The organism is Bacillus sp. DB-2 (assembly GCF_003315125.1).
In the GTDB taxonomy this organism is placed as follows: domain Bacteria; phylum Bacillota; class Bacilli; order Bacillales; family Bacillaceae_G; genus Bacillus_A; species Bacillus_A mycoides.
Genome location: NZ_QNRN01000001.1, coordinates 483,526 through 490,351, shown reverse-complemented (window position 1 = coordinate 490,351; position 6,826 = coordinate 483,526). Strand labels below are relative to the sequence as shown.

Below are 6,826 nucleotides of genomic sequence, written 5' to 3'. Positions count from 1 at the left end.
CAACTGAGGAAGCAATAGAAGAAGTTGTGGAATTAGAGAAATCTGAGGAAGCGACAGAAGAAGTTGTGGAATTAGAAGAAACTGAGGAAGCGACAGAAGAAGTTGTGGAGTTAGAAGAAGCTGAGGAAGCGACAGAAGAAGTTGTGGAATTAGAAGAAGCTGAGGAAGCAATAGAAGAAGTTGCAGAATTAGAGGAAGCTGAGGAAGCGACAGAAGAAGTTGTGGAATTAGAAGAAACTGAGGAAGCAATAGAAGAAGTTGTGGAATTAGAGAAATCTGAGGAAGCGACAGAAGAAGTTGTGGAATTAGAAGAAACTGAGGAAGCGACAGAAGAAGTTGCAGAATTAGAGGAAGCTGAGGAAGCAGCAGAAGAAGTTGTGGAATTAGAAGAAACTGAGGAAGCAATAGAAGAAGTTGTGGAATTAGAGAAATCTGAGGAATCGACAGAAGAAGTTGTGGAATTAGAAGAAACTGAGGAAGCAATAGAAGAAGTTGTGGAATTAGAGGAAGCTGAGGAAGCAGCAGAAGAAGTTGTGGAATTAGAGAAATCTGAGGAAGTGACAGAAGAAGTTGTGGAATTAGAAGAAACTAAGGAAGCGACAGAAGAAGTTGCAGAATTAGAGGAAGCTGAGGAAGCAGCAGAAGAAGTTGTAGAATTAGAGAAATCTGAGGAAGCGACAGAAGAAGTTGCGGAGTTAGAGGGTACTAAGGAAGAAGAACCAACTTCTCAAGAAACAGTAATTGAAGAAACGATGAATACAGATTTAGTGGAAAATACACCAGTTGCAGAGCAACCAGTGATTTCTCAACAAGAAACAATTACGTTCAAGGAAGAAAGTGAAGTATTCGTACCAGTTTCAGAAACGGATGAGCAAACGAAGAAAGATGTTCAAAGCTTTGCGAATGTTTTAATTGAAGAAGCTGATGAAAAGAAACAAGTTGTCGAAGAACAGCCTGCAGCACAAAAAGAAGAGCCGAAACGCGAGAAAAAGCGTCATGTTCCATTTAACGTTGTCATGTTAAAACAAGACAGAAAGAAGTTAATGGAAAGACATGCGGTAAGAACGAACGTAACACAATCTACTGTCGGTGAACGAGTAACGGAAAAACCGATGCAGCAAGTGGTAGTAGAACCACAAGTGGAAGAAAGTCCAGTGCAGCAAGTGGTAGTAGAAGCCCAAGTGGAAGAAAAACCGATGCAGCAAGTGGTAGTAGAAGCCCAAGTGGAAGAAAAACCGATGCAGCAAGTGGTAGTAGAAGCCCAAGTGGAAGAAAAACCAATGCAGCAAATGGTAGTAGAACCACAAGTGGAAGAAAAACCAATGCAGCAAATGGTAGTAGAACCACAAGTGGAAGAAAAACCAATGCAGCAAGTGGTAGTGGAACCGCAAGTGGAAGAAAAACCGATGCAACAAGTAGTGGTGGCTGGACAAGTACAAGAGCCAATTTCAAGTACGGAAGTACAAGAGAAAGCATATGCTGTAAATCAAAAAGAGAACGATATGCGCAACGTACTACAAGCGCCACCGAAGTATGAACTTCCGCCATTAACGTTGTTGTCAATTCCACAGCAGGCAGCATTAGATAATACGGAGTGGCTAGAAGAACAGGAAGAATTATTAAATACGACATTTAATAATTTCCATGTTGGAGCACATGTTATTAATGTGTCACAAGGGCCGGCGGTAACTCGTTTTGAAGTACAACCAGACCCAGGTGTGAAAGTAAATAAAATTACAAATTTAAGTGATGATATTAAGTTAAGTTTAGCTGCGAAAGACATTCGAATTGAAGCGCCAATTCCAGGGAAGAGTGCAATTGGAATTGAAGTTCCAAACAAGGAAAGTAAGCCAGTATTCCTGCGTGAAATTTTAAGAAGTCCTGTATTTACAAAGAGTGAATCACCGCTTACAGTTGCGCTGGGGCTTGATATTTCAGGTGATCCAATTGTAACGGATATTCGAAAAATGCCACATGGACTTATTGCGGGTGCAACTGGTTCAGGGAAAAGTGTGTGCATTAACGCGATTTTAACGAGCATTTTATATAAAGCGAAGCCGCATGAAGTGAAGTTGATACTAATTGATCCGAAGATGGTTGAGCTTGCACCATACAATTCTGTTCCACATCTTGTAGCACCTGTTATTACTGACGTAAAAGCAGCTACAGCTGCGTTAAAGTGGGCGGTTGAAGAGATGGAACGTCGTTATGAATTGTTTGCTCATGCTGGTGCTCGTGATTTAACTCGTTACAATACGATTGTAAGTGGTAGAGAAATCCCAGGTGAGACATTACCTTATATTGTAATTGTCATTGACGAGTTAGCGGACTTAATGATGGTTGCACCTGGTGATGTGGAGGAAGCGATTTGTCGTATTGCACAAAAAGCTCGTGCTTGTGGTATTCACTTATTAGTTGCGACGCAGCGTCCATCTGTAGACGTTATTACAGGTTTAATTAAATCAAACATTCCAACGCGTATTGCGTTTACAGTATCATCTCAAGTTGATTCGCGTACGATTATCGATATTGGGGGCGCGGAGAAGTTACTTGGTCGTGGTGATATGCTATTTTTAGGAAACGGCACATCTAAACCAGTTCGTGTACAAGGTGTATACGTATCAGATGATGAGATTGAAAGAACAGTTGATCATGTGAAAAAGCAAATGAAGCCAAACTACTTATTTAAGCAAGAGGATTTATTAGCAAAATCAGAGCAGAGTGAGTCTGAAGATGAACTATTTTTTGATGCATGTCAATTTGTTGTAGAGCAAGGGGGAGCGTCCACATCTTCTGTACAGAGAAAATTCCGCATAGGTTATAATCGCGCGGCACGTCTAATTGAAGAGATGGAGTCACAAGGGATTATTTCTGAAGGAAGAGGAACGAAACCGAGAGATGTCCTTATTTCTGAGGATGAATTCGCTGCTATGCAGGAAACAAATGTATAGGAAACGGTTTTGCTGTATACTAATAGAAAATGTTGGATAGTAAAGTAGGGAGTAAAGCGACATGAAAGAAATTGAATTAAAATTAAAAGGTGAAATAAATCGACTAACAAATAAAACATTTAAATTTGATGAACGTGTTGGAGAAGGCTGGTTCTCTGCCGTTTACTTTTTAAAAACTAGAGAAATCATTGAAGAATTTCGCCCGAAAAGTGTTGTAACAATGCAGTTTTTTCAAAAAGAACATGCAGTTCTTTGCGGAGCAGATGAGGTAATCGCATTGCTACAAACATTTGCCAAAAATCCTGAGGAATTAGAAATTCATTCTTTAAAGGATGGCGATAATATTAGTCCGTTTGAAACAGTTTTAACAATTCATGGTCCTTATGAATACTTCGGCTTTTTAGAAGGTGTAATTGATGGGATTTTAGCTCGTCGTACATCAGTTGCGACAAACGTATATAACGTTGTCCAAGCTGCACGTAGTGTAGATAAAGAAAAACCGGTTATTTTCATGGGAGATCGTGACGATCATTATACGCAACAAGCTGGTGACGGCTATGCGGCATACATCGGAGGTATGAGCGCGCAAGCGACGCATGCAATGAATGAATGGTGGGGCAGAAGTGGTATGGGGACGATGCCTCACGCTTTAATTCAAATGTTTAATGGTGATGTTGTTGAAGCTGCAAAGGCATATCATAAAAAATTCCCAGAAGATGAATTAGTCGTACTAATTGATTATAACAATGATGTCATTACAGATGCACTTCGCGTAGCGCGTGAATTTGGATCAACATTAAAAGGTGTACGTGTCGATACGTCTCGCACAATGATTGATCAATACTTCATTCGTCACCCAGAAGTACTTGGAACATTCGATCCACGTGGTGTAAATCCATCACTTGTATTTGCACTTCGTAAGGCTCTTGATGAGGAAGGGTTCCAACATGTAGATATCGTTGTAACTGGTGGGTTTGATGAGAAGCGTATTCGTGAATTTGAAGCTCAAAATGTTCCTGTCGATATATACGGAGTAGGAAGTAGCTTATTAAAAATGAATATTGGTTTTACTGGTGATAACGTAGAATTAAATGGAAAACCAGAAGCAAAAGCTGGTCGTAAATACCGTCCAAATTCACGTCTAGAGCGTGTTCAATTAGAAACAAAAGAAGATATGTAAAAGCGAGAAAAACTGATAGGTGATTGACCCTATCAGTTTTTCTGTTATCATAGTATAGCGGCTTGTTTTTTGCTATAATAAATGTGTTATGGACATAAAAGAAGTACGTACGAGTTTATCACTGATAAGTGAATATAAAAAGAAATTCACTGCATCAGAAATGTATGATGATTACCAAAATAAGAAAAGATTCATATACTGTCTTATAGATAGGCCGTTGTATTAGTTCGAAATGTTGGAGGTTCTTTAAGATGACAGTTTACCATTTTGTAGGAATTAAAGGAACAGGAATGAGTTCATTAGCACAAATTCTTCATGACATGAAGCATACTGTTCAAGGGTCTGATTATGAAAAGCGTTTCTTTACACAAACAGCATTGGAAAAGCGTGGTATTTCCATCCTTCCTTTTGATAAGAATAATATTAAAGAAGGACAAGTGATTATCGCAGGAAATGCATTTCCTGATACGCATGAAGAAATCGTAGCAGCAAAAGAATTAAATATCCCAGTACATCGTTACCATCACTTCTTAGGTGATCTTATGAATCAGTACACAAGTGTTGCTGTAACTGGTGCACATGGAAAAACATCAACAACTGGTTTGTTAGCCCATGTAATGCAAGGTGCACACCCAACATCATACCTTATTGGAGATGGAACGGGGCATGGGGTAGAAAATAGTAAGTATTTTGTATTTGAAGCTTGTGAGTATCGTCGTCATTTCTTGTCTTACTATCCAGACTATGCAATCATGACAAATATCGATTTCGATCACCCAGATTATTTTGCAGACATCAATGATGTATTTAATGCATTCCAAGAGATGGCATTGCAAGTGAAAAAAGGTATTATTGCATGTGGTGATGATGAAGAACTTCAAAAAGTTCAAGCGAAAGTACCTGTTATTTTCTATGGATTTGGAGAAGATAATGATTTCCAAGCACGTAACATTCAAAAGAGAACTGATGGTACTATATTCGATGTATTCGTTCGTAATACGTATTATGACACGTTCAAAATTACAGGATACGGCGATCACAGCGTATTAAATGCATTAGCAGTAATCGCGCTTTGCCATTATGAAAACGTTGATGTAGAAGCAGTTAAGCATCAGCTAACAACTTTTGAAGGCGTAAAACGTCGCTTTAATGAAAAGCCAATGGGAGAACAAGTTATCATTGATGACTATGCACACCATCCGACAGAAATTAATGCAACGATTGAAGCAGCACGTCAAAAACATCCAGAGCGTGAAGTTGTCGCTGTATTCCAACCACATACATTCTCACGTACAGAGAAATTTTTAGATGAGTTCGCGGAAAGCTTAAGTAAAGCTGACCAAGTATACTTATGTGATATTTTCGGATCAGCACGTGAAAACAAAGGTGAATTAACAATTGAAGATCTGCAAAAACGTATCGATGGCGCAGAACTAATTACAGATACAACAACGGATGTGTTAAAGAAACATAAAAACGGCGTTCTTATTTTCATGGGCGCAGGTGACATCCAAAAATTCGAAGCAGCTTACGTAAAAGAAGTTCAAGTTGCAGAGAAGTAAGAAAAAAGACGCATAGCTGTGGCTGTGCGTCTTTTTTGTTGTGTTCGATATCTTTTAAAAAGCGTTGATATGTTGGTATTGTTCATTTTTTTTGTATAGTTGTTTTAATAAGAATATATATAGTGAACTAAAAAGTACATATCCAATTAAATAATAGAATGAAAACATATCGAATTGTTTTGTTATCATAATTCGAATCGCGAAAAAGGTGAATGGAAGAGCGATTAACAGTCTTGAACTGATGAAAATAATTGTTTTAAAGTATTTTAATAAATCTGTATTCCAATGATTTTCTCTACAGATAAACCAAATGTTGCTTGCAATAAATGCTAGTACAAATGGTAAATTAGATGAAATATTGATGAAACCTAATACGATAGGAACTGATAGAGCACCCAGTGGACCGATAGATAGACCGGAATAATATTTAATAAATGTATTTGTAGATTGCTGTGCATCTTGAATAACATCTGTATATTCTACTGTAATTTCCTTTGCTAATTCTTTTGGAGGAAGAAATTCTTCAATCACTTGTGAAGGAATGCTTGCTGATGGTATCCCTTCACTTTCTTTACTTAATGCATTTTCATATAAATCGGATTTGATTTCTAGCACATGTTGTTCTCTTGCTGACGTAGGTAAGTTCATTAAACCTTTATGAAGATCGTGTAAGAAAGAAACAATGAGTTCATTTGAAAAGAATTGTTCCTTGTTCATTTTTTATCCTCTCCTTTAGCTAGTAACATTAGAGCTTGGTATACTGCATCATAATCATGTAAGCGACTATTTAAAATTTCTCTCCCTTCGTCTGTAATGCGATAATATTTTCTTTTTGGCCCATCACCGGACTCTTCCCAATAGGAAACAGCCCAATTGTTTTTCGTGATTCGATTTAATATAGGATAAATCGAACCGTTCGGGATATGAAACACAGGGATATCTTGTAAGGCACTTGTAATTTCGTATCCATACATAGGTTGTTTGCTTATTAAAGACAAAATAGCGAGATCAAAAACACCTTTACGTAATTGAATTATAAAATTATCATTTTTTTCCATACTTTAACTATATATGATTCATATCTAGATATCAATCATATATAGTGATTGTTCTTATATAAAACCGAAAAAGTG

General features: G+C 37.7%; 4 protein-coding genes and 1 pseudogene (1 of these 5 cut by a window edge). 3 read left to right on the top strand and 2 right to left on the bottom strand.

The features are described 5' to 3' along the window. The 3 genes and pseudogenes from DET63_RS02640 to murC all read left to right on the top strand — a co-directional run. A pseudogene (locus DET63_RS02640) lies at positions 1-2,951 on the top strand (DNA translocase FtsK) (it extends 1,405 nt beyond the left edge of the window). Positions 2,952-3,012: 61 nt separating this feature from the next. Further along, the gene (locus DET63_RS02635) at positions 3,013-4,131 is read left to right on the top strand and encodes a nicotinate phosphoribosyltransferase (protein WP_002015597.1); all 1,119 of its coding nucleotides are present in this window, start codon (positions 3,013-3,015) and stop codon (positions 4,129-4,131) included. Between the two features lie 251 nt (positions 4,132-4,382). Then, positions 4,383-5,693: a UDP-N-acetylmuramate--L-alanine ligase gene (gene murC, locus DET63_RS02630; protein ID WP_002015598.1), complete on the top strand. Its 1,311-nt coding sequence runs from the start codon at positions 4,383-4,385 to the stop codon at positions 5,691-5,693. 54 nt (positions 5,694-5,747) lie between these two features. Here the strand turns inward: murC and DET63_RS02625 are convergent, their stop codons facing one another. After that, positions 5,748-6,410, bottom strand: coding sequence for an HAAS signaling domain-containing protein (locus DET63_RS02625; protein WP_113935757.1), 663 nt, complete (start codon positions 6,408-6,410; stop codon positions 5,748-5,750). After that, complete coding sequence (locus DET63_RS02620; protein WP_012261844.1) at positions 6,407-6,751, bottom strand: PadR family transcriptional regulator; 345 nt, start codon at positions 6,749-6,751, stop codon at positions 6,407-6,409. Before DET63_RS02620 ends, DET63_RS02625 begins: the two co-directional genes overlap by 4 nt. Between the last annotated feature and the right edge of the window lie 75 nt (positions 6,752-6,826).

Excerpts from the sequence above, each read along its gene's own strand:
- DET63_RS02635 (WP_002015597.1), top strand. The coding sequence starts at position 3,013 with ATGAAAGAAATTGAATTAAAATTAAAAGGTGAAATAAATCGACTAACA.
- DET63_RS02620 (WP_012261844.1), bottom strand. The coding sequence starts at position 6,751 with ATGGAAAAAAATGATAATTTTATAATTCAATTACGTAAAGGTGTTTTT.
- murC (WP_002015598.1), top strand. The coding sequence starts at position 4,383 with ATGACAGTTTACCATTTTGTAGGAATTAAAGGAACAGGAATGAGTTCA.
- DET63_RS02625 (WP_113935757.1), bottom strand. The coding sequence starts at position 6,410 with ATGAACAAGGAACAATTCTTTTCAAATGAACTCATTGTTTCTTTCTTA.